Annotated in this window: 20 protein-coding genes; 2 read left to right on the forward strand and 18 right to left on the reverse strand. The window is 37.8% G+C overall.

The genetic code is table 11. The annotated features are described in order from the left end of the window. Window positions 1–76 precede the first annotated feature (76 nt). From pyk to dnaE, 3 genes are all read right to left on the reverse strand, one after another. Entirely contained in the window at window positions 77–1,840 is a 1,764-nt protein-coding gene (gene pyk, locus IV81_RS08185) for a pyruvate kinase (RefSeq protein WP_057804111.1), read from the reverse strand. A gap of 76 nt (window positions 1,841–1,916) precedes the next feature. After that, entirely contained in the window at window positions 1,917–2,885 is a 969-nt protein-coding gene (gene pfkA / locus IV81_RS08190; RefSeq protein ID WP_057804113.1) for a 6-phosphofructokinase, read from the reverse strand. Between the two features lie 123 nt (window positions 2,886–3,008). Further along, on the reverse strand, window positions 3,009–6,338 hold the full coding sequence (gene dnaE, locus IV81_RS08195) for a DNA polymerase III subunit alpha (RefSeq protein WP_057804116.1): 3,330 nt from the start codon (window positions 6,336–6,338) through the stop codon (window positions 3,009–3,011). A 124-nt stretch (window positions 6,339–6,462) separates the two neighbouring features. On the opposite strand from dnaE, the gene IV81_RS09230 reads away from it, so the two are divergent. Then, a complete protein-coding gene (locus IV81_RS09230; RefSeq protein ID WP_083484709.1) occupies window positions 6,463–6,636 on the forward strand; it encodes a YjzD family protein in 174 nt (57 codons plus the stop codon). A gap of 41 nt (window positions 6,637–6,677) precedes the next feature. On the opposite strand, the gene clpB is transcribed toward IV81_RS09230, so the two are convergent. The 15 genes from clpB to rpsU all read right to left on the reverse strand — a co-directional run bounded on the left by clpB (window position 6,678) and on the right by rpsU (window position 22,834). Further along, entirely contained in the window at window positions 6,678–9,269 is a 2,592-nt protein-coding gene (clpB, locus tag IV81_RS08200) for an ATP-dependent chaperone ClpB (protein ID WP_057804118.1), read from the reverse strand. 18 nt (window positions 9,270–9,287) lie between these two features. After that, window positions 9,288–10,079 (reverse strand): Nif3-like dinuclear metal center hexameric protein, encoded by a 792-nt coding sequence (locus IV81_RS08205; RefSeq protein ID WP_057804120.1) that lies wholly within the window; start codon window positions 10,077–10,079, stop codon window positions 9,288–9,290. Then, on the reverse strand, window positions 10,057–10,767 hold the full coding sequence (locus tag IV81_RS08210) for a tRNA (adenine(22)-N(1))-methyltransferase (RefSeq protein ID WP_057804122.1): 711 nt from the start codon (window positions 10,765–10,767) through the stop codon (window positions 10,057–10,059). The genes IV81_RS08205 and IV81_RS08210 overlap by 23 nt, the downstream gene beginning before the upstream one ends. Before the next feature lie 98 nt (window positions 10,768–10,865). Further along, complete coding sequence (gene rpoD / locus IV81_RS08215) at window positions 10,866–12,005, reverse strand: RNA polymerase sigma factor RpoD (RefSeq protein ID WP_057804124.1); 1,140 nt, start codon at window positions 12,003–12,005, stop codon at window positions 10,866–10,868. 15 nt (window positions 12,006–12,020) lie between these two features. Next, entirely contained in the window at window positions 12,021–13,880 is a 1,860-nt protein-coding gene (gene dnaG / locus IV81_RS08220) for a DNA primase (RefSeq protein WP_057804126.1), read from the reverse strand. Between the two features lie 206 nt (window positions 13,881–14,086). After that, window positions 14,087–14,908: a histidine phosphatase family protein gene (locus IV81_RS08225; RefSeq protein ID WP_057804128.1), complete on the reverse strand. Its 822-nt coding sequence runs from the start codon at window positions 14,906–14,908 to the stop codon at window positions 14,087–14,089. A gap of 444 nt (window positions 14,909–15,352) precedes the next feature. Next, window positions 15,353–17,428, reverse strand: a complete 2,076-nt coding sequence (glyS, locus tag IV81_RS08230; RefSeq protein WP_057804130.1) for a glycine--tRNA ligase subunit beta — start codon at window positions 17,426–17,428, stop codon at window positions 15,353–15,355. After that, window positions 17,428–18,327 carry a glycine--tRNA ligase subunit alpha gene (glyQ, locus tag IV81_RS08235; protein WP_057804132.1) on the reverse strand — a complete coding sequence of 300 codons (900 nt, stop codon included), beginning with the start codon at window positions 18,325–18,327 and terminating at the stop codon, window positions 17,428–17,430. Before glyQ ends, glyS begins: the two co-directional genes overlap by 1 nt. 289 nt (window positions 18,328–18,616) lie before the next feature. After that, window positions 18,617–19,378 carry a DNA repair protein RecO gene (gene recO, locus IV81_RS08240; RefSeq protein WP_057804134.1) on the reverse strand — a complete coding sequence of 254 codons (762 nt, stop codon included), beginning with the start codon at window positions 19,376–19,378 and terminating at the stop codon, window positions 18,617–18,619. Window positions 19,379–19,380: 2 nt separating this feature from the next. Further along, entirely contained in the window at window positions 19,381–20,295 is a 915-nt protein-coding gene (gene era, locus IV81_RS08245; RefSeq protein WP_057804135.1) for a GTPase Era, read from the reverse strand. Window positions 20,296–20,322: 27 nt separating this feature from the next. Next, window positions 20,323–20,706: a diacylglycerol kinase family protein gene (locus IV81_RS08250; RefSeq protein ID WP_057804146.1), complete on the reverse strand. Its 384-nt coding sequence runs from the start codon at window positions 20,704–20,706 to the stop codon at window positions 20,323–20,325. Next, window positions 20,690–21,160 carry an rRNA maturation RNase YbeY gene (gene ybeY, locus IV81_RS08255; RefSeq protein ID WP_057804148.1) on the reverse strand — a complete coding sequence of 157 codons (471 nt, stop codon included), beginning with the start codon at window positions 21,158–21,160 and terminating at the stop codon, window positions 20,690–20,692. Before ybeY ends, IV81_RS08250 begins: the two co-directional genes overlap by 17 nt. A gap of 4 nt (window positions 21,161–21,164) precedes the next feature. Next, window positions 21,165–22,133, reverse strand: coding sequence for a PhoH family protein (locus IV81_RS08260; RefSeq protein ID WP_057804137.1), 969 nt, complete (start codon window positions 22,131–22,133; stop codon window positions 21,165–21,167). An 11-nt stretch (window positions 22,134–22,144) separates the two neighbouring features. Next, a complete protein-coding gene (locus tag IV81_RS08265) occupies window positions 22,145–22,588 on the reverse strand; it encodes a GatB/YqeY domain-containing protein (protein ID WP_057804139.1) in 444 nt (147 codons plus the stop codon). Between the two features lie 60 nt (window positions 22,589–22,648). Then, the gene (gene rpsU / locus IV81_RS08270; protein WP_057804142.1) at window positions 22,649–22,834 is read right to left on the reverse strand and encodes a 30S ribosomal protein S21; all 186 of its coding nucleotides are present in this window, start codon (window positions 22,832–22,834) and stop codon (window positions 22,649–22,651) included. Window positions 22,835–23,037: 203 nt separating this feature from the next. Between rpsU and IV81_RS08275 the strand changes: the two genes are divergently transcribed. Further along, a complete protein-coding gene (locus tag IV81_RS08275) occupies window positions 23,038–23,847 on the forward strand; it encodes a pyruvate, water dikinase regulatory protein (RefSeq protein ID WP_057804144.1) in 810 nt (269 codons plus the stop codon). Window positions 23,848–23,912: the final 65 nt, after the last annotated feature.

The following is a 23,912-nucleotide window of genomic DNA, read 5'->3' on the forward strand; positions in this document are numbered from 1 at the left end:
TCACACCAATTGACGGACAGCCAAAAAAAGAGCCCTGAACATAAAGTTCTCAGGCTCTTTTAAGCAAAATTAATCTTTATAGAGAGTTTGATGCACCGTGGTAGATAATTCCACGACGTGAATCAACTGTAATCAACTCGTCATCAGAAAGAATTGATGTTGCATTTTGAACACCAACAATTACAGGAATTCCCATTGAGATACCCACAACTGCAGCATGTGATGTCAAACCACCGTTTTCAACAACCAAAGCACTTGATTTTTCAATTGCTGGTAAGTAGTCTTTATCAGTTGTCTTTGTAACTAAGATACCACCTTCAACAGCCTTCTTGTTTGCTTCTTCAGCTGAAGTAGCAACAACTGCTTTTCCGATAACCGTTTCATCACCAACTCCTTGACCAGAAGCAAGTTTTGAACCGATAAGTTGTAATTTCATCATGTTTGTTGTTCCACTTTCACCAACTGGAACACCGGCAGTAACAAGAATTAAGTCGCCTTCCTTAGCAAAGCCAAGGTCAACTGCTTTATTTGCAGCCAATTCAAACATTTCGTCTGTTGTTGTTGGACGATCAGCAACGATTGGATGAACACCCCAGTTAACCATCAATCCACGACGTGTACGGTCGTCAAATGTAATAGCAAGAATGTCAGCATCTGGACGGTACTTAGAGATCATACGAGCAGTATAACCTGATTGTGTTGCAGCAACAATTGTCTTTACGCCAAGGTTCTTAGCAGCACGAGCAACAGCAGCACCAATTGTTTCAGTTACATCGCTTTGATCAAAAGTATTAATTTGAAGATTTCCGTCTTCAGCCATCGCATTTTCAGCTTTTTGATCAATTTTAGCCATTGTTGCAACAGCTTCAACTGGGTAATCACCATTAGCACTTTCACCTGAAAGCATTGTAGCATCAGTACCATCCCAAACAGCGTTAGCAACGTCAGAAGCTTCAGCACGTGTTGGACGTGGGTTTTCAATCATTGAGTCAAGCATTTGAGTTGCTGTAATAACAGGCAAGCCAACTGCATTGCACTTCTTAATTAATGATTTTTGAACCAAAGGAACGTTTTCAGCAGGAATTTCAACACCCATGTCACCACGAGCAATCATAATACCATCTGAAACTTTTAAGATTTCGTCAGTATTGTCGATACCTTCTTGTGATTCAATTTTAGGGAAGATTTGAACGTCTTCCATGTTCTTTTCTTCTAATAGTTCACGAATTTCAAGAACATCTTGAGGCTTACGAACAAAACTTGCAGCGATGAAGTTGATATTCATTGATTCTAGACCAAAACGAATATCATCAGCATCTTTTTCAGTAATACCAGGCAAGTTAATTGAAACACCAGGGGCATTTGTACCCTTACGTGATCCAAGTACACCGTTATTTGTTGCATGAACAACTAGTTCACGATTTTCTTCATCTTTTTCGTCAATCTTAAAATCAAGAAGACCATCATCAAAGAGAACGTGTCCACCAACGTGAACATCATCATAAAGACCATCGTATGTAACGGCGATCTTATCTTTTGTAGTTTCTAAGCTATCATCCATTGAGATACGAGCTTTATCACCAGTATGGTATTCTTGGTTGCCATCTTTTTGTACAGTAGTACGGATTTCGGCACCCTTTGTATCGAGCAAAATACCTACTGATTTACCAGTAATCTTTTCAGCTTCTTTAACCATGTTATAACGACCTAAATGTTCTTCGTGGTCACCATGTGAAAAGTTAAAACGGAATACATTTGCACCAGCTTCAATTAATTTAACAATTGTGTCCACTGATGTACTTGCAGGACCAAGTGTTGAAACGATCTTGGTTTTCTTCATTACAGAATCTCTCCCTTGATTTTAAATTATAAAAGACCTTTTAGGTCATTTTATCCAAAAGTTAGTAAAAATAAATTTAGAATGATAGATCTTCATTCAATTGGAAAAGTGAATCATCCGCTTGATGTTTTGCATCAAACAAATCAAGCATGTTGTGGGCTTGGACTTTGTTATCCAAAATTCCAATTGCTAAGCCACCCTTGCCTTCTAATAGAAGTTCAACAGCGTAGGCACCCATCTTGCTTGCTAAAACACGGTCTTTAGCACTTGGAACTCCGCCACGTTGTACGTGACCTATTACAGTTGCGCGTGCATCAAAATCACCGTATTGCTTAAGTTTTTCAACAAACTCAGGTGCAGCATCAGAGTTTGCATCGCCTTCAGCAATCACAATAATGCCGTAATCTTTTCCGTTTGCGCGGTTCTTTTTCAACTTGTTAGCAATTGCTTCGACATCGTAGTCAAAACCTGGTGCTATTATAGCATCTGCACCAGACGCAACACCAGCCCATAGCGCAATATCAGCAGCCTTACGTCCCATCACTTGAACAGCAAAGACTCGTTGATGACTTTTTGCGGTATCGCGAATCTTATCAATTGCGTCAACAGCAGTATTCAAAGCCGTATCAAAACCAATAGTGAAGTCAGTAAAAGGAATATCATTGTCAATTGTTCCCGGAAGACCGATTGCATTATAACCGTGTTCGGTCAAACGAAGCGCACCATGATATGATCCGTCTCCTCCAATAACAACTAAAGCATCAATGCCAAACTTTTTAAGTTGTTCAATTCCCTTCAATTGGCTTTCTTCTTGTGCAAATTCTGGGTAACGCGCAGAATAGAGCATCGTTCCACCTTGTGAAACCATGTCGTCTAAATCGGTTGCCTTAAATTCGTGGATGTCACCGGCGACTAATCCAGCAAAACCATAGTTAATTCCGTAAGCTTCAAGTCCAGCGCTTAAAGCCTTTCTTGCAACGGCGCGGATAGCTACGTTCATACCGGGAGCATCCCCACCACTTGTCATGATACCAATTCGTTTCATTTCTTCACCTCAAATAGAAATATTGAGTTTTTTCAAAACTTCATTGTTGATTCTATCACTTTTGAAAACAGTTGTCTGTACCATTTTTGCATTTCGACAAATGTAAGTGCTTTAATTATTCTTTTATTTTTCAATTAAGGATATTTGCCCGTTTCCAAGTAATTCTGCTAATCGTTCTTTTACTTCACCGTTATCTTGCAGATCAAATTTTTCGGGTAATTGATTTTGCTCATTCGTATCCTGATAAACTAGAACGACTGGAATTTTTCCGTGGTATTCCTTAAAAATATTAAAAAGTTCACCCTGAAACTCAGGATTATTTTTTCGACTTGGTATTTTTAATAGCCAAGTTTTAGATTTTAAAGTATTTTGCTTGGGAGCGGTTATTTTTTCAATGATTAATTGCAATTGATCATTTCGGCTTTCAACCTTTCCCATAAATTGTAAAACACGCTTACTTTGCAACATCTTAGTGCTTTTGTATATTCTTGGAAAAACCACAGCCTCACACTCACCAGTTTGATCACTAATGGTAATAAAAGCCATTTCTTCGCCCTTTTTAGTCCGGATAACCCGAATATTTCGAATGTAAGCAATTACTGTAATCGCTTGTCCATCCTTAAGATCGCTAACTCGTTTAAAATGTCCCGTTTTAATTAATCCAGAATATCGTTCTACCGGATGCGCCGAAACGTAGGTTCCTAGTAGTTCTTCTTCTCGATCCAATTTTTCATCTAGTGGGAGATCCGGTCGTCGCTTAATAGTCGGCATTAGTTTTTCAAAAAGATCAACGCTTTTTCCACTAAATGAAATTCCTTTCAGTAACTCTGGTAAAAAATTGTTCAATTCGGCTCGATTATACCCAAATCCGTCTAATGCCCCTGAAAAAATTAATTTAGTAATAATCTCTTCGTTAATTCCTCGATCACGCATTCGACGTAGCAGAGAATCCACAGATTCAAATTTACCGTTTTGATCGCGTTCCTCAATTATGCCACGAATAAAATCTCGACGAAGTCCCTTAATTGATAAGAAGCCCATCATAATCACGCCTTCGTGATACGCGTATTGCATTTGACTTAAATTAATGTCAGGGGCAACCACCTTCACATCAAAACGATTTAATTCTTGAATATATTCTTTCGTTTTTAAATCGGAACCAATAACCGAATTTAAAAGAGCGGCATAAAACGGACCAGGAAAGTGGACCTTTAAATATGCCAACTGAAATGCTAATTTACTGTAAGCTACCGCGTGTGATTTATTGAAACCATAATTAGCAAAATTTTCAATATAACTATAAACTTGCACCGCTAATTTATCATTATATCCTCGCTTTACGGCACCGTTAACAAAAGTGGTTTGCATCTGTTCTATCACATCATGTTTCTTCTTACTCATTGCCCGTCGCAACAGATCGGCCTGCCCTAGACTTAGTCCTCCCATTGCCGAGGCAACTTCCATTACCTGCTCTTGATAAACTAATATTCCATAGGTTTCCCCGAGGATGTTTTCTAGTATTTTGTTTGGAAAGGAATAATTTTCTTGGCCGTCTTTGCGTTTAACAAAACGATCAATGTTTTCCATCGGTCCTGGACGGTGTAAAGCGTTTACTGCCACAACCAAATTAAAGGCATCGGGTTTGATTTTTCTTAAAACATTGCGAATACCAGCCGATTCAAACTGAAATATGCCACTAGTATCTCCCTGTTGAAATAGTCGGAGGGTTTTTTGATCGTTTAGATTAATGCCTTCAATATCAAAATTAGGATTATTTTTGTAAACCGTTTTTAAAATATCAGCCATTAAGGATAAATTTCTCAGTCCCAAGAAATCCATTTTTAACAATCCAACTCGTTCAACATAGTTTTTTGAATATTGGCTCATCAGCATGTCATCGTTTCCATTTTGGACTGGCACGGTCTCGACCAAATCTTTTTGGCTCAAAACAATTCCTGCGGCATGGGTTGAATAGTGTCTTGGAAGGCCTTCCAGCCTCTTGGCGGTCTCAAACATAAACTTATTTCGTTCCGATTCATTAACGAAGTCTTGTAATCGACCTGATGTCCTTATCGCCCGATCAAGAGTGATATTTAACTCGCTAGGAATCAATGCGCTAATTTGATTAATTTTATTTGGCATTTCGCCAAAAACACGCGCCACATCACGAATCGCCTGCTTGGCCGCTAACGTTCCAAACGTGATGATTTGTCCGACGTGCTGGTGTCCATATTTGTCATGAACGTACTTTAGAACGAATTCTCGCCGATCATCTGGAATATCAAGATCAATATCGGGCATTTGAGCTCGCTCTGGATTTAAAAATCGCTCAAAGAGTAATCCATACTTAATCGGGTCAACACTCGTTATTCCCAATAAATAGGCAACTAACGAACCCGCGGCAGAGCCACGTCCTGGCCCAGCCAACACATGATGATCTTTTGCAAAACGAATTACATCATGGATTATTAAAAAATAGTCTGAAAAACCCATTGATTGAATAATTTCTAATTCATGGTCTAACCGTTCCTGATATTCAGCCACCTGTGCTTTGGCACTTTCAATAAGTGCTTTTTGACATAAATCTGCCAAATATTTTTTAGATGGCTGACCTTCCGGAGTATTGAACTGAGGCAGTTGCGGTTTTGCAAATGGAATCTGCATATCAATCGATTCGACTACGGCATTCAAATTTTCAACAAGTTGTTGATAGCCATTTTCCAAATATTCGTTTTCGAAGCTTTCCATTGGCTTTAGCCAGTTGCTACCACTGTTCTTAGCCAACAGCTCCGGATGTTGAATTACTTCCGAGCTACCAATATCCTTTAAAACTTGGGTCGCAAAATGATCCTCAGCATCAAGATACTCAACCTGTGGCAATGGTAAACATTCTATTTGATGATCCTTTGCAATTTGTACTAAGGTTTGTCTCATAATATTAGTCTGTTTAAGATTGACGCCAAGATAAAGCGTATTTGAATCAGCCGACTCCTGGTACTGATCAATCAATTCATCCACTCGTTCTGGCATTCCGCGTTCTAGCAACTCTCCAATTTCTGAACGAATGGGTGGAACAATCATGATCAAACCGTTTAGTAACGGCTTAATATCATCAAAGCTTAATGCATTTGTCTTTGCATCAAGCGTCATTTTCAAGGAACTGATCTGCATTAAATTACGATAACCTTGCACATTCTTTGCAATCAAAATTAATGCAAACTCATTATCGATACCCACGGCACTATTAAGCCAAATCGTCAATCCGACGATCGGTTTAATATTTTTAGCTAAACACGTTTGATAAAACTCGACCGTTCCATACATAGTATTATTATCGGTGAGGGCCATTGCCTGATAGCCACGATCTTTAGAAGCAACAACTAAATCATTGATTTTAATGGGACTGGACAATAGGCTATAAGAACTTAACACCTGCAATGGAACAAATGACATTCTTACCCCTCCTTTTTGTATTAATTATACTAAAAATTACCACCATATCAAAAAAGCTAAGTTTAATTTATTTTCCATCTTTTTTGTGCTAAAATTACTTTTGTTTAGAAAGGAGCCAATTAAAATGAAACAAATTATAGTTATTTTTTGGGCATTTATTTTTGGCGAAGTTATCGGGTATATTGGCGGTGCATTAGATGCATTACCATACAAACCTCTAGAAATTGGTGTAATTGCAGCAATTGTAGCACTGATTACTTCAAACATGATTCCATTGCTTTCAAAACCTAAAAAATAAAAGATGCAAATTTCGGATTTTTCCGAGAGTTGCATCTTTTTTTAATGATTTTGAAAAACTAATTGATCATTTAATACATCAATCTCAATATGTGACTTCGTCTGAACCCGACCACTAATGATTTCCTTTGCCAGCGGGGTTTCAACATTTTTAGTAATGTATCGACGTAATGGGCGAGCACCAAATGCCGGATCGTAAGCTTGATCAACAATAAAGTCCTGCGCATCATCCGAGATTGTTAACTTAATTTCTTGGTCTTGTAGTCGATTTGAAAGATTATCAACAAGTTTTTTTACAATTAATCGGACATCCTGCTTGCTTAAAGGCGTGAACATAATAATATCATCAATTCGGTTTAAAAATTCAGGTCTAAAATAACCGTGCAGAACATCTTCAACTTTTGAACGGACATCAGGATCAATCGTTGACTCTGAACGGTTCTCCAATAGGAGCTCTGACCCCAAATTTGACGTCATGATTAAGATGGTATTTCGAAAGTTGACCGTTCGACCCTGACCGTCAGTCAAGCGTCCATCATCTAACACTTGGAGTAAGATGTTAAACACCTCGGGATGTGCTTTTTCGATTTCATCAAATAACACAATTGAATAAGGGTTGCGACGGACAGCCTCTGTTAATTGACCACCTTCTTCGTAACCGATATAACCGGGAGCAGCTCCGACTAAACGTGATACGGACTCCTTCTCCATATATTCGGACATATCAATTCTAACCATATTGTCTTCTGAATCAAACAAAGCTTCAGCAAGGGCCTTCGAAAGCTCCGTTTTTCCGACACCAGTCGGTCCTAAAAACAAGAATGAACCGATTGGACGATTAGGATCTTGCAATCCAGCTCGCGAACGTAAAACGGCGTCTGAAACAGATTGTACTGCTTCGTCTTGCCCAATAACTCGTTCATGAAGTTTATCAGCCAAATGTAACAACTTTTCTCGTTCACCCTCAACCAGCTTGGCAACTGGGATTCCGGTCATTTGACTAATTGTTTGCGCAATTTCCCTGTCGGTAACAGATTCTTCCACCAACCAATTTTGATGATCATTTTCGGATTGATCTTCTAATCGACTCAGTTCTTTTTGAAGCGCTGGAATCGTTCCATGCTGTAAAACAGCAGCCTGGTCTAAATTGTATGAACTTTCAGCCTCTTGTAGGTCATGCTTAGCTTTATCAAGCTCATTTTTTTTGGCCGCAATCCTTGTCAACTCTTCCTTTTGAGCAGACCAGCGGGCTTCCAATTTTGTCTTATTTTCCTTCGTTGTCGCAAGTTCTTTTTGAAGATTTTGCAATCGTTTGATGGATTCAGTGTCCTCTTCATTTTTTAGTGCCCGTTCCTCGACTTGTAAACGCAATAATTGGCGGTTAACTTGGTCTAATTCTGTCGGATTGGAATTCATTTCAACCTTAATTTTCGCCGAAGCTTCATCGATTAGATCGATTGCCTTATCCGGTAAAAAACGATCCGTAATATATCGACTCGATAATTTTGCAGCAGCTACCAGAGCGTTATCATGAATTCGAACCCCATGATGGATTTCAAAACGCTCTTTTAATCCTCTTAGGATACTAATGGTGTCTTCAATCGAGGGCTCCTTGACTAGCACCCGCTGAAAACGGCGTTCTAAGGCCTTGTCTTTTTCAATATTTTCCCGATATTCATCTAGCGTCGTTGCTCCAATCAAATGAAGTTCTCCTCTAGCCAACATCGGCTTTAATAAATTCCCCGCATCCATACTTCCTTCAGTTTTACCGGCTCCAACAATCGTATGAATTTCGTCAATAAATAAAATTATTTGTCCATCCGACTTGGATACTTCTTTTAATACCGTTTTCAATCGTTCCTCAAAATCACCACGATACTTGGCTCCTGCAATTAATGATCCCATATCCAATGACACAATTGACTTTTTAGCTAAATTGCTAGGAACATCACCTTTAGCGATTCGTTGAGCTAATCCCTCCACAATTGCCGTTTTTCCAACGCCAGGTTCACCAATTAGAACCGGATTGTTTTTCGTTTTTCGGGATAAAATTCGAATTACGTCTAAAATTTCTTCATCTCGACCAATTATCGGATCGGGGTTTTCATTATGTGCACGTTTCACCAAATCCGTTCCGTATTTTTCTAATGCTTTATAACCACTTTCCTGCTCCTTGGATGTCACCCTTTCACCTCCACGATATTCATCGACCTTTTTTTGAACAATACTTTGATTCAATTTGTGTCGTATTAAAAAATCCTTAAATTTATTTTGATTTAGGTCAAAAATTGCAATTAAAAGGGTGTCTACGGCAATAAAATCATCATTCTGTTTTTTTCGCCATTGATCCGCACTAACTAATAATTGATTTAATTCCATCGAAATTGATTGACCATAGGTTACCTGCTCACCACTGATAACACTAATTTGGTCCAATTCTTGGTCAATTTCTTGTTGTACTTCAACGTTATTAATTCCGAGATCAGTCAAGATTGTTCCTAACGTTTGATCCGGTTGACTTAAAAACTTAAGTAGTTCTGGCACGCCAATATCTTGGTGTTGACGATTAATCGCTACCTGTTGTGCTTCACTTATTCCTTCTTGCAAAGCCGTCGTCATTTTTTCAGGATTCATATCCTACCTCCAATCATATTACATAAATTGATATGGATTGGTGTCCGTTGTTGATTCAACAACTTCAATTCCCCATTGATTTGCATCATTCCATTTATTAAACATTCGACTTAACATTGGAATGCAAATTTTTTCAACATTGTGTCCCACGTCAAAGACGCTTAAACCATCAGCTAACATATCATGCCCGGTGTGATAGTATACATCTCCCGTAACAAAAGCATCGGCACCGCTTTGAATCATTTCAGGATAAAATTTACCCCCATCACCGCCTACAACTGCTACCTTTTTTATTAATTTTTGCCGATCTGGTGTGATTACGCGAAGTCCTTGTAGGTCGAAAGTTTGCTTTAGGCTTTGTGCAAATTGCGTCACACTAGTTCTTTCTGAAAGTTGTCCTAACCGACCGATATTTGTATCATAATGCTTTGAGTAGACAGCTTTGACATTCTTTAAATTCATCGCTTCGGCGAGCCAATCATTCATACCATTATTTGCGACATCCAAATTTGTATGTGCCGAATAAACTACAATTGAATGTTTTACTAAATCGGCATACATTTGATTTTGTGGAATACTCAAATCTAAACTTTTGATCGGTCTAAATATTAGTGGGTGATGCGAAAAAATAAAATCACATTTCTTGCTGATTGCCTCTTCGACAACCGCTGGACGTACATCTAAAGTTACCAAAACTCGATGAACCGTTTGCTGAACATTTCCGATTTGTAAGCCAATCGGGTCGCCAGCAAAGGCACTTTCCTTCGGCGCAAACAATTCAAAACGGCTAATTAATTGTTGTGCTAACATGATCGAACATCTCCTCAATTCGTTTAATTTGTAATTTTGTTTTTCTTAGTTTTTCTTCTCCATGGCGGGGATGAGATTCTAAATTTTTCTGAACTTTTTCCAAACGTAAAAGCTCTTTTTTCCATTTATTTTGGTAAACCTGGTTGTTTTTGTTCATCAAAATTGGTCCAAAAATTAATTGTTGTTCGCTCAACTTCATTTGTCCCGGTTCTGCAACTATGATTTCATATAAATGAAAATCTTCAGCCACAATTTCTTCATCCGTAATTTTAAAATTATGGTTGATTAACCACTCGCGTAATTCGTATTCCCCAACATTAGGTTGTAAAACTAATCTTGTTACCCCTTTGAGTCGCTCTAGACCCTCATCCAAAATTCTTCGAATCAATAGGCCTCCCATTCCAGCAATACAGATTACATCAATATCATCGGCGTCATCAATCACTGCCAATCCGTCTCCGAGTCGCGCATCAATTTTCGTATCTACTGCATTTTTTATAATTTCATTTCGCGAATTAGTCAATGGTCCTTTAGCAACTTCGCCAGCAACACCGCCAATTGCGATGCCGCGCTTCACCAGATTAATTGCCAAATATGCGTGATCGGACCCGATATCCGCAACTTTAGAACCCTTAGGAACTAAACCAGCAACAACTTTTAATCTCGGTGATAAATTATTTGAATTCATAAAATAAACTCCTAGTATTTTTAGTACTTAAATTATAGCATCCTAAAAAGAGGCTTCATACAAATCATTGTGACTTGTATAAAACCTCCCTAATTGTCTTAATCTAAAAAGTCTTTTAATTGTTTAGATCTTGATGGATGACGTAGCTTGCGTAAAGCCTTTGCCTCAATTTGACGAATACGTTCTCGAGTTACACCGAAAACTTTTCCGACTTCTTCCAAAGTACGCGTCCGTCCATCATCTAGACCGAATCTTAAACGTAAAACATTTTCTTCACGATCTGTCAGGGTATCTAAAACACCTTCAAGTTGTTCTTTTAATAATTCGTACGCAGCATGATCTGCAGGACTTGTTGCTTCTTGATCTTCGATAAAATCGCCAAGATGTGAATCGTCCTCTTCACCGATTGGAGTTTCCAATGAAACTGGTTCTTGAGCAATTTTTAGAATTTCGCGAACCTTATCTGATGGCATATCCATCTCGGCCCCAATTTCTTCGGGCATTGGCTCACGACCTAGGTCTTGAAGTAATTGACGTTGAATACGAATTAGTTTGTTGATCGTTTCAACCATGTGAACAGGAATTCGGATCGTGCGGGCTTGGTCAGCAATTGCTCGCGTAATTGCTTGTCTGATCCACCAAGTCGCATAAGTGGAAAATTTAAATCCCTTTTGATAATCAAACTTTTCAACGGCCTTCATTAGTCCCATGTTACCTTCTTGAATTAAATCAAGGAATTGCATTCCACGACCAACGTATCTTTTAGCGATTGAAACTACCAGACGTAAGTTAGCCTCAGCCAACTCTTGTTTAGCGCGTTCGTCTCCCTTTTCAATTCTAAGGGCTAGCGCAACTTCTTCGTCAGCAGTTAAAAGTGAAACTCGACCAATTTCTTTTAAATACATTCGAACAGGGTCATTAATTTTAACTCCGGCCGGTGCTTTGGTGTCGTCTAGTTCTTCTTTTGAAATTTCTTGAGCTTTTAATGCCTTTTCACTTGGATCACCGTTTTCATCGACAACACTAATGCCGGCGTCCTCAATTCGTTGGATAAGATCATCAATATCTTCATCCGTTAATTTAAATTTAGCAATTAAATCCTTGGTCAGTTGCGTGTACTTAACCTTTTTTTCACTCTTTTTGGCTTTAATAATTTCGTTTACTGCTTTTTTAAATTCTGGTGATGAAATTACGCTTTCACTCTTCTTTTGTTTTGTTTCAGTTTTCTTCTCTGCCATCTTATGCTGATCCCCCTATTTGTTTTGAAGCTCTTGCTTCTTTTGGTACAGATCAATTAATTTTACTGCCAATTCTTTTTGAAGTGCCTTATTACCCAATCTGGTCGCTTCGTCTAAGTCGGACTTTACACTCGCAATCTGGTCGCTGAGTGGTGCATCATCCTGAATTACACTAATGTAATCTTCTATCTCTTCCTCAGTATAATTCGGACTTAAATTAATTGATTCCACATTAGCTAAAATCGATTGCAAATCGTCCTCTTTAAGATAATCCATGAAATCAGCTGGATCATACTCGCGATTTTTTTCAAGATACCCGTCGGCCAACATGTAGATTGTTTCCAGTTGATCATTTGGAAAGAAGAATTTTGGCAGACCTTGAACTTTTAGCCACACGTCATGATTATTGAGCGCTCGGGCCATTAAACGGTACTCGGAAACCTCAACCTTCGACATCTTTTGAGGTGAATTCTGATTAACTTCCGGATAATTATTATATTCGGGAGGAGGAACTTGCTCACTCTTAGAAAAACTAGGTTTGACGGGATGGGCAAGCCGATCGGCAACACTCTCCCGCAACTGGTCCTTCAAATCGCCTTTATCAATTCCAAATTCATCAGAAAGTTGGTTTAAATATAAGTCCTGTTCTAAAGCATCTTTCAATCCGCCAATGCGAGCCAACGCTTTTTTCAAATATTCCAATTGATCATTTTCGTTGGCCAAGTTCAGACCCATTCGGTCGTATTTAAGCAAAAACGAAGTACTAGATTCGCCGGTTTGCTTCATTAAACTTTGAAAAGATTCAACTCCGCGCTGCTTGACGAATTCATCTGGATCCAAATTATCCGGAATAAAAACAACGCTTATTTGTAAATTACTATCATTTCGAAACAATTCGATTGCCCTTGCAATCGCCCTTTGCCCTGGTTCATCACCATCAAAACAGATGATAACGCGATCGGCAACCCGATTGATGGCGTTAATATGGTCTTCAGTCAAACTGGTTCCCATCGTAGCAATACCGTTTTTTACATTGGCACGGTGAGCAGCAATAACGTCCATAAAGCCTTCGTAAAGGATTACCGTTTTACTTTGAATGATTTCAGAACGGGCCTGGAAAAAATTATAAAGCACTTTTCCTTTATTAAAGATACTCGTTTCTGGACTATTTAAATACTTCGGATGATTCGGATCTTTTACCAAACTCCGGCCAGAAAAAGCAACAATTTTACCATTTGAATCTTTGATTGGAAAGATTATCCGATTAAAAAAACGGTCACGCAGCTCATGTTCACTAGTTTCTATAAACAAACCTGACTCCGCCATCGTTTTGTCATCAATTTTATGTTCTTTGAAAAAACTTAGAAGTAAATCTTGTTCCGGAGCCGCAAAACCAATATTAAAATCCTTGATTTCTTTCTCCGAAAGGCCCCGTTGCTTTAGATAACTAAGTGCATTCTCACCAAGTTTTGTATTCAAAAGTACATGGCTGAATAGTTCCGCAGCCTTTTCATATAAATCGATTAATGAGCTTTGATTTGGCGTGTAGGTCGCCTGTTTTGAAGACTTAAAGTATCGTTGATCCAAAGAAATATTACCAAATTCAGCAACCCGTCGGACTGCCTCAGGAAAACTAATATTCTCTAAATCCATTAAGAATTTAAAAACATTCCCACCACGTCCGCAACTAAAACAATGAAAAATTTGTTTACTTTCAGAAACCGAGAATGAAGGTGTCTTTTCATCATGGAACGGACAAATACCAAATAAATTTTTACCAGCATTTTTTAACTGGACATATCTTCCAACTACGTCTACTATATCAACAGATGTTCTAACATTATCAATCACATCTTCCGGAATGATTCCGGCCATATCATCACCCGCTTTCGAAAGATAAACTCATACATTAGTATGTTACAGCAGATAGGATTTATAAGCAATTGATTTGCACTTGTGTTTTACATTTTTGTCAAGTATGTATATTTAATTACATCATGTTATTTGTAAAAAAAGAAACATAGCACAATCCTTCGCTATGTCTCCTCTTAAATTCAATAGTCGCCATTTAACCTGCTAAATTATTTTTCAATTTCCTTTTTGCCCTGGGTAAAGTACTTGAGTGTTCCAATCTCGCCTAATATCTTAAATTTTCCATCTTTATATACTAACTTAGTTACTGCATCGTTTTTCATGGGGGCTCCCGTATATTTGGATGAATTTAATTGTGATAAAAATAAACTTATCGACATTCCTGAACTAACAACTAGTGTATTCCCCTTATTCTTTTTTGCAATTTGAGTGAGTGATTTATTCATTCTTTTTTCAACCATCTCAGCACTTTCAGCGCGGTACTTAGACGGTAATTCCGTATCAAGACGATTTTTCTGGTCCAATTTGTAGTAACCATCTTGCATCTTACTCATTGCATTTTTACCTGTCTTTTTTAAAAACTCATCTCCATTTTTATAACCATAATAGTGTGCAATGTCAGGAATCGCTTTCCCAACATCTGGAAGCCCTTCGTAGCTTCCATAGTTGTCCTCTCTTAATCCAGAATCAATTTTCAGCTTAACTTTATTATTTTTGGAATACTTTAAAATTCCCTTCGCGGTCTTTTCCTGACGGGTTAAATCACCAGAATACGCTGAATCAAAATGAATATTTTTTAATCCTCTTCCCAAATACTGAGCGCCTTTCACTCCATTCTTAGTCAGTGTAAAGTCGCTCCACCCTTGAGCACGATGCATGACATTTGCCGTTGTTTCTCCATGACGGACCAAATATATTACAACCTCTTTGCCTTTTAAACTTTTAGCTTCCGCATTGGTTTGCATGATTCCCCAGATAAAAACTGTCATTAGTGCTATCAACATGCTAAAAATACTTTTTTGGTTCTTCATTTTCTTACCTCACATTCCTTAACTTTTAACTAAAATTCAAGCAACATTTTTATTACCATCACCCACTTTATGTAAATCGCTTTTTTTGAAAAAAACCAAGACAAATCAGGAATGGTAATTTTACCCTTTACCATCCTAAACGTCTTGGTTTCGCCTGCTATTCACAGTTACGATCCTTAATTTAAATTAATTTTCTCATAACATTGTATTATTGTAAGCGTTTTACAGATTCTGTGTGTCCCCATAATTAGTTCGTAATTTTTAATAAAAGGAACTAAAGGAACTAAAAATAAAAAGAGTCATGACAAATTTTGGGAAGCTAACGGCTACACAATATTAGACGAAAGTTCTAATATTCGTGAAGGACCTTGTAGCCACTCTCAAACTTATTTGTCATAACTCTTAAATTGTTTTAATTAAAAAATGTGTAATTATTTAAAACAATTATTTTACTAGTATCTTTGTCAGGTCACCAACCTTAAAAATCAGGTTTGACAAGCGTGTCATCATATTAAGGCGATTCTTCCTGATGGTTTCGTCTTTATCCATTACCATTGTAGCATAAAAATAGTCCGTGATTGACGGTGCCAAAGCAACCAAGCTATTGAATAACTTCGTAATAGAATCTGAAGTATCTTTTTCAATGCTAACGATCTGATCAAATAGTTGATTTTCAGTTTCATTTTCAAAAAGACTAGGGTTAACATCCAGGTTTTGATCAGAAACATCATTTTTGGTTGAAATCCTTTGAACACGCGTTAAAGCTTCAACTTCATTTTTAAAGTCTTCATTAAGCTTTGCCTTAGCCAAAATGTCAGCAGATTCGATAAGTCTAGTTACATCGTGCTGCGTACTAGACAACACTGTTTCAATAATGTCATAGCTAATCTCTTGGTGTTCCAAAAATTGCTTAATTCGATCATTAAAGAACTGCAACATTTTATCAAAGTTTTTAGTAACGTCAACACCAAACGCTGTATTATCAACAATTAATTGCTGTTCAACGTCTAAATCTAAGCTATTCAAATCGACATTCCAATTGCGACTATTTAAGATCCTAACAATCCCATACGCATGACGTCGAAGGGCATATGGATCATTTGAACCACTTGGAATCATGCCGGCAGCAAAGAAACTGAAAATATTATCAAATTTATCAGCCAACGCAAGAACTGCTCCTACAGTACTTTCTGGTAAATTACCTTCAGCACTGCTTGGCATATAATGTTCACGAATTGCCTGAGCAACGGCCGGATCTTCACCCATTAATTGAGCATATTTTTCACCCATTACACCTTGTAATTCAGAGAATTCGCCCACCATTCCGGTAACTAAATCAAATTTATAAATTGATGCCGCGCGTGCAACATGATCCATAGTTTTTGAGTCAAGCTTTAATTCGGTTCCAAGAACCTTTGCAATTGAACTAACTCTTTGCATTTTTTCATACATTGTTCCGATCTTATCATGAAAACTTACCCGTTTTAGACGGTCAACATAATAACCGATATCATGTTTTTGATCTTCATTATAGAAAAATGCTGCGTCTTCAAGCCGGGCCGTTAATACTTTTTCGTTTCCACGAACAACGTTTTCAATATACTCATCATTTCCATTTCGGACAGAAATAAAATTAGGCAAAAGATTTTCTTTTTGGTCACGAACAAAGAAGAAACGTTGGTGGTCACGCATTGAAGTAATTAAAACTTCGTCTGGAATTGAAAGATACTTTTGGTCAAAAGAACCATTAAATGCTGTTGGCCATTCGACCAAGTTATTGACCTCTTCAAGTAAATCCAAATTAGGTGTAACCTTCCAGTTATTTGTTTCCGCAATGGCCTTAATTTGATTGGAGATTAGTTGCTTACGTTCTTTGGCATCGACTATTACAAATTGTTCACGCAACTTTTGTTCATATTCATCGGCATTTTTTATTTCAACATCATGTCCTAAGAAGCGATGTCCGCGCGTTGCTTTACCAGCCTCAACATCTAAAATTTTGAATGGTAGAACTTCATCGTCTAAAATTGAAACCATCCATCGAATCGGACGAACATATTTAAAATCAAAATTAGCCCACTTCATCATCGTTGGAAAATTAATTGACTTTATAACATCTTTTATTTCAGGCAAAATGGCTTTAGTTTTCTTCCCCCGAATTAATTTATGAACGTAGACGTAATCAGTACCCTTAATATTCTTAAAAGTAATATCTTCAACGGTCACACCCTGACCTCTAGTGAAACCGATTGCTGCTTTAGTCCAATTTCCATCTGCATCTTGTGCAATTTTACGAGCAGGACCCTTGGCGTCTTCTTCAACATCTGGTTGTTGATCGCTCAGGCCATTAATTCTAATTGCCAAACGACGCGGAGTTGAAAAATGATCAATTTTATCGTATTCCAAATGATTCTCGTTCAAAAAGGCCGTAACTTTTTGAACCAATTGTTTAATACTTGGTGTTACAACATGTGCAGGGATTTCTTCTAATCCAATTTCTAGTAAGTAATTATGTGTCATTATTCTGCTCCCTCCTCACTATTTTTCAATAATGGATATCCAAGTTTCTCGCGTTCTTCAACAAATGCTTTTGCTACTTTACGAGCCATATTTCGAATTCTTGATAAGAATCCTGCTCGTTCAGTGACTGAAACAGTTCCACGAGCATCGAGCAAATTAAAGGTATGGCTGCATTTTAAAATATAATCGTAAGCCGGATGAACTAATCCTTCACCGATCAAGCGCGTTGCTTCGCCCTCAAAATCGTTAAACATTTGTTCCAACATTTCCTGGTTAGATTCTTCAAATGAATATTTTGAATGTTCATATTCGGGTTCCTTGAAAATATCTCCATATGAAACCCCGTTCCCCCATTCAAGATCAAAGACAGATTCAACATCTTGAATATAGGAAGAAAGGCGTTCCAGGCCGTATGTTACCTCACTAGTAACCGGATGGACCTCTAGTCCACCAACTTGTTGGAAGTATGTAAATTGAGTAACTTCCATCCCATCAAGCCATACTTCCCAACCAACACCAGCACATCCCATTGATGGATTTTCCCAGTTATCTTCAACAAATCGAATGTCATGTTCTAATGGATCAATTCCTAAAGCTTCTAAACTTCCTAAATAAAGTTCCTGAATATTTTCAGGAGAAGGCTTCATTACAACTTGGAATTGATGATGTTGGTATAGACGGTTCGGATTTTCTCCATAACGTCCATCGGCTGGTCGGCGTGATGGTTCAACATAGGCCGCATTCCATGGTTCAGGACCAATCGCACGCAAAAAAGTATACGGGCTCATCGTTCCAGCACCTTTTTCAGTATCATAAGCTTCCATTAACATACATCCTTGGTCTGCCCAGTACTTTTGTAGCGTTAAAATAATTTCTTGGACCGAAAGTTTTTTACTCATAATTTCCTCCTTAGAATATGAATGGACAAAAAAATCCCTACGTAGTATGTTTTAAAACACACTACGTAGGGACGACATTTTAATCGCGGTTCCACCCTACTTCCAGCAAATTACAACTATCACTGGCAACTTTAGTTGGTTACGGACTCCAAATGCCACATGAATCAATTCTGACCGGCTCACACCCTTCCAGTCTCGCTTTGAGAATCATACATTCATTTCGTTCTTCGCTGTCCTATTCTTTAACTACAATGATGATAGAAGAATTTTCACTAATTGTCAAATTGAATTATGCTTTCCAATTATTCATTTGGTCAATAAAACTTCTACTTTTTAAATTGATTCCTACCTGATCTTTATAGATGCTATCCATTAGTCGCCAAATTTCAGCTTTTGTCGTATCAGAAACTGATATTTGTCCCAGTTTAAAGATACTAATCATGCTTAACATTCTAATTATCCGAGAGCTCTTAGAACTTAAATTCCACCGATGAGAGTCCTTTTCCCAGTGGTTTCGACATAGCATTCCACCAAAGCTTTCAGAGTAATCCAGCGGAAGGTCATTTCGACCACAAACAACACAACGATCCCACGTAATTGAAATTCCAAATGAGTTTAGTAGCTGAATTTGTATTAAATCACTAACAATTTCCGCGTCATTTCCTGTATCAATTAATATTAAGGCACGTTCTATTCTGTCATACCAGGACTCAATTTTTAAATTATCTTCAAACGCTGCGTCGATTAAATTAATAATGAAAGTGGCGTACGCATTTAATTCAATTTCTTGGAAAATATTTTCAAACTGGCGAACATCAATCGCAGCGTTAACATAAGAGAGACCGCTACTTCGAATCAGTCCTGTATACTTACCATAACTAAAGGGCAAAACGGCCGATCTCAATTTGAAATCGGCCCTTTTAGCATTTTTGATAAAAAACATTCTCTTACCATACTCACGTGTTAAGAATTTAACTAATAGATCATTTTCACGATGACTTCGCTCAAACATAACCATTCCAGTAAAATTAGCATTAGCAATCGTCGTCACTTCTAGTACTCATCCTTTTTGTATCCAAAAGATTGGAGAATTCCCTGTTTATCACGCCATCCTTCAGAGACTTTTACCCAGAGTTCGAGATAGACCCGACTCCCGAGCAGATGTTCGATATCCACCCGAGCCCGACTACCAATCTCTTTCAGCATCTTTCCGCCCTTACCGATTACGATGCCCTTTTGTGAAGAACGATCAACGATAATTGTTGCCTGAATATTCACCAGTCCGTCATCATTTGATTTCATGGTTTCAATCACCACTGCAACAGAATGAGGCACTTCCTGACGAGTTAACTGTAGAACCTTTTCTCGAATTAATTCAGAAACGACGAAGCGCTCTGGATGATCCGTAATTTGGTCATCAGGATAATACTTAGGTCCTTCCGGCATTTGTTTACTTAATGTTGATATCAATTCGTTAATATTATTTCCCTGAAGTGCTGAAATCGGAAAAACTTCCGTCCAATCCATAGCATCCTTATATGAATCAACAATTGGCAATAGCTCATCTGGATGAACTAAATCAATTTTATTGATAACGAGATATACTGGGCGATCCGTAATCTTCTTTAAGCGTTCAATAATATAATTGTCTCCGGCTCCTCGAGCTTCGTTAGCATTCACCATAAACATGACAGCGTCAACTTCTTTTAGTGAAGACATTGCAGATTGAACCATGAAGTCACCGAGTTTATTATGTGCCTTATGAATTCCGGGGGTATCAATGAAAACAATTTGTTCTTGATCAGTCGTATAAATACCTTGGATTTTATTTCTCGTTGTTTGTGGAACATCGCTCATAATTGCCACTTTTTGCCCAATGACATAATTTAAAAAAGTTGATTTTCCAACATTCGGACGACCAACGATGGCTACGAATCCCGAATGAAAAGTTTGTGTGTTTTCTTCCATAATTAATTATTTATCCATTTCTTTAGTTTAAAAAATTTTATGTCCAAAGATAATTAAGCCAATGACTGCAGCAAAAATCGCCGTAACTAAAACACCGCCGGCCGCAAAATCTTTCGCTTGTTTTATTAATGGATGATATCGTCCATGTGATGCTAGATCTGCCAATCGTTCAATCGCGGAATTAAAAATTTCAGCAACTAAAACGGCCGCAATACAACCTAAAATAAGCGCCCATTCCATGAAATTCAAAGCATAAACTAAACCTGCAACCACCACTAATAAAGCAATTAAAACATGGTGTCGAAAGTTTCGTTCCGAATGATAAACATTCTTTAATCCAACCGAAGCATGCTTCAATGATTGAAATAATGAATGATTCTTCTCGATTTGTCTCTTATCTTTTAAGGCCATAAGCATTCATGATCTCTTTTTGAAGTGGAAACATCTTTTCTTGATCGATTTTTTCCATATGGTCATAACCGTTTAAATGCAAAAATCCGTGAACACAGAGGAAACCAAGTTCTCGTTCGTAGGAATGTCCTAAAAATTCAGCTTGTTCAGCGACTTTATCAACTGAAATCATCAGATCACCAATGTTTTCTGGAATCTCTTCAGCCATTTCCGGATCCATAATGATATCTTCATCTGCATCATTAATCGCAAAACTGATGACATCCGTCGGGCGATCAACCCCACGGTATTCTTTATTGATTTGATGAATCTCATCGTTATGCATTAAAGTAACCGAAATCTCGGTCTCTTCATCTAAATGAAGATAATTGCCCGCAAACTCAAGGATGTCAGCAATTAAATCTAAATGTTGTTGTGGTTCTTTTTCAGTATGATCAAATAGTTGAATATCCATCATATTATCCTTTCGACTCTTTATCATCGTACGCTTGAACGATTTTCGCTACGACCGGATGGCGAATAACATCATTTGCTGTAAAGTTAACAAACTCAATTTTGCTAATACCTTGTAACACAATCTGAGCTTCTTTCAAGCCGCTTCGAGTCCCACGCGGTAAATCAATCTGAGTAACATCACCATTTACAATCATCTTAGAACCAAATCCAAGCCGAGTCAAAAACATTTTCATTTGTTGATTAGTCGTATTCTGAGCCTCATCTAAAATCACAAAAGCATTATCGAGCGTTCGCCCACGCATATAAGCAAGTGGTGCAATTTCAATCACTCCACGATCTAATAAACGAGCGGTATGTTCAGCCCCAATAATCTGATATAAAGCATCATACACCGGACGCAAATATGGATCTACTTTTTCTTTCAGGTCTCCTGGTAAAAATCCAAGACTTTCTCCTGCTTCAACCGCTGGTCTGGTTAAAATAATTCTTTCAACTTCACCCTTTTTTAAGGCCGCAACAGCCATAACGACAGCTAAATAAGTTTTTCCTGTCCCTGCTGGTCCAATACCAAACGTTACGTCGTTCTCGTTTACCGATTGTACGTATTGACGTTGCCCAAAATTTTTAATTCGGACTGGTTTACCCTTGGCATCCTTAATCAAAACCGTCGAATACAAATCTGGAAGGTAATTCAAAGTTCCCTTTTCAACCATCTTCATTGCGCTTACAAAGTCTGTACTATTAAGTTGTACTCCTGATCGCAAAACCTTTAGAAGGGTTTGCAGAATATCATACGTTTCATCAACATTTTTTTTGGCACCCTTGATGGTTATGCGTTCACCAAAGGGTAAAATTTTAACATTCATGCCTTCTTCTAAAATTGGAATAAATCGTTCTTGATTTCCAAGTAACGAAATTTCTAAATTTGGATCAGATAAAATCAAATTTTTTTCAAATACTTCTTCAGTCACGTAGTCGTCCCCTAACTTAAGGCGTTCTTAACTATCTCATTGACTTTGGAACCGTCCGCTTTCCCCTTAACCTGTGGCATTAACTTCGCCATAACTTTACCAAAGTCTGCCTTTGAAGTTGCTCCTGTTTCAGTAATGACCATGTTAACAATTTCGCGTATTTCAGCTTCAGATAATTGTTTTGGCATATACTTTTCAACAATCTTTAGCTCTGCTTCGGTTTCCTGAACAAGATCGTCTCGACCGCCCTTTTGAAATTCATTAATTGAATCTTTGCGTTGTTTATATGCTCGATTGATAACCGCAGCAAAATCATCATCGTTTAATTCACGACCAACGCGTCCTTTTTCATTTAAAATATCGGATTTAATCATCCGAATTACACTCAAAGCCACCTTGTCATGGGCCTTCATCGCCGTTTTTAAATCAGTATTAATTTGTTCTGCAAAATTCATTTTAAATAGATCTCCTTAGTATACAAAAAAAGCTCCTGAAAGTCAGGAGCGATGATCGGATTAGAAACGCTTTTTGTTCTTGCGTTTTCTAGCAGCTTCCGATTTCAACTTGCGTTTTACGCTAGGTTTTTCGTAAAATTCACGTTTGCGGTATTCTTGTAGAGTACCTGCCTTTGACACCGTACGTTTAAAGCGACGAAGAGCGTCATCAAGTGACTCGTTTTTGCGAATAACTGTTTTTGACAATGTAATTCCCTCCCTCCGAGCTTTGAAATAACAATATTGTGCTCTCAAAGCACTCATGTTTCTTAAACATTATAACTGAACTAATCTACACCGTCAACATAAAGATTAATAACTTTAACGATAACCTGGCTTTCACCGAAAACGTTTTCTAAATTAAAACAATTATGTTACCATCATACCAAAAGACATAGGAGTTAAACAACATGGCAAACGAAAAAAAAGTAATTAATGTTTACGTTATTTCAGATTCAGTTGGTGATACCGGTGACCAAGTAGCTCGCGCAGCAGCGGCACAATTTTTAGAAGCAGACTTTAAATTCTCGCGTTATCCATTCACCCAAACGATTTCACTTTTAGATAGCATTTTAAATAAAGCGGTTAGAGAAGATGCAATGGTTTTTTCAACCCTAGTTAATCCTGAACTTAATCAATTTGCGAAAGATTTTTGCAATCATAAGACGCTTAAATATTTAGATGTGCTCACCCCCGCAATTGATTTATTTATTGAGAAGACCGGTTTAGAACCCGCTAATAAACCTGGCCGGCGTCATTCACTTAATGAAAACTATTTTGATAAGATTTCAGCAATGGAATTTGCGGTTACATATGACGACGGTAAAGACCCTGCAGGCTTTTTAAAGGCCGATATTGTCCTTTTAGGGGTGTCTCGGACTTCTAAAACACCTCTTTCACTTTATCTTGCTAACAAAGGCTATAACGTTGCTAATTTGCCTCTCGTTCCTCAGGCTCAAATTCCGGATGAAATTTGGAAAGTTGATAAAAATAAAATCTTTGGATTAACAACTACAAAAGAAGTTCTCAATAATATTCGTCGTCAACGAATGATCTCATACGGATTAAATCCTGATTCGACGTATTCTAATATGGATAGCATTAACAAAGAACTACAATATGCCGATGACCTTTTTAAAAAAATCGGATGTTTGGTAATCAATACTGCTAATAAATCGATCGAAGAAACTGCAACCATTATCATGGAAAGTCTTGCTTAATAGCTTAAAGCAGAATAAAGCGCTGTTTAGGTCGAAAGCTATGTAAGCACCCAATAACAGACCGA

This window comes from Pediococcus stilesii (genome assembly GCF_001437075.1).
In the GTDB taxonomy this organism is placed as follows: Bacteria; Bacillota; Bacilli; order Lactobacillales; family Lactobacillaceae; genus Pediococcus; species Pediococcus stilesii.